The sequence below is a fragment of the Collinsella sp. AF38-3AC genome (genome assembly GCF_003474365.1).
In the GTDB taxonomy this organism is placed as follows: Bacteria; Actinomycetota; Coriobacteriia; order Coriobacteriales; family Coriobacteriaceae; genus Collinsella.
Window position 1 is genome coordinate 1 of the sequence record NZ_QROM01000045.1, and the last position, 978, is coordinate 978.

1 protein-coding gene is annotated in these 978 nt (G+C 45.9%); it reads left to right on the forward strand.

The annotated features are described in order from the left end of the window. The coding region (locus DW029_RS11395; protein WP_233543884.1) for a hypothetical protein at positions 1–835 on the forward strand (835 nt) is incomplete at its 5' end. Between the last annotated feature and the right edge of the window lie 143 nt (positions 836–978).

Genomic DNA, 978 nt, shown 5'->3' on the forward strand with positions numbered 1-978 from the left:
CCGAATGCTCGCCATCGAAATTTATCGATGGCCTATTTCAGACTGTAATGGGGGGATTACTTTGGCGGATTTAGTTCATGTTTTGCCGTTTCAATCGGTGAGTGCCGAAGCCCAGGAAGCGCTTTCAAAGATTGAATTTCTCGTGGGCGATTCTGCAACCAAGGTGAAAGAATATGACGGTGTTGTGCGGTCACTTTGGGAGGTTAACCAACTGTATGAACAGTTTCGATGGAACTACAGTGAACTGCGGCGTCTAGTTCCGTGCAATCGGTTTGACTTCTTGCCCGACGGCTTTACCAGCGGCGGTTTTGGCGAAAGGACTGTTGTTAACGCCGCCTTTGGTAATTATGTATCCGCAGCCCGTGGTCTTGTCGACAGAATGCAAGCAGTCATGCGGGAGTATGACCGAGGTTCTGAAAAAGAACTATATAAAGACTATTGGAAGTTGCCTTCTGCTTGGTATGACCGAGGCGGTCTCTATGTTTTTATGTATGAGATTCGAAATCCCGTCCAGCATGGTCAAACTGTTGTTTCCCTTGCTAGGGAAAACGGTTTGACTAGGGTCCGTTTTGATCTTGACCAAATTGCCGATATGCGCGACTACAATACCTCGACAAAGTTGCGCTCCTTTTTAAGCAAGTCAATTTCGTTAATGAAAGAACAAGATTCGTCCTGCTGCCCGTACCTTTGCTTTAGATATACAAACATGAAGTACCAGGAGCTTGTACTTAAATTATTCTGTCATTTCCTGGATTGTGCTGAGCCTAGAATACGCGCCGCTCGCAGAGACATGAAGAAATTGCTATCGCAGCACGGCAAAGCTGTCGGCACTTAGGCGGCTATTCCTTTGTTGCATATCGTGACGCTGATATGACCCATGTTTTTAATAAAGTTGACGTTGATCCAGTTAAGGAATTAAAAGATATTCTGACAGTCTAGGAAACGGGTGATGGATTCGCTACGTCGAGCTGCGGAAAC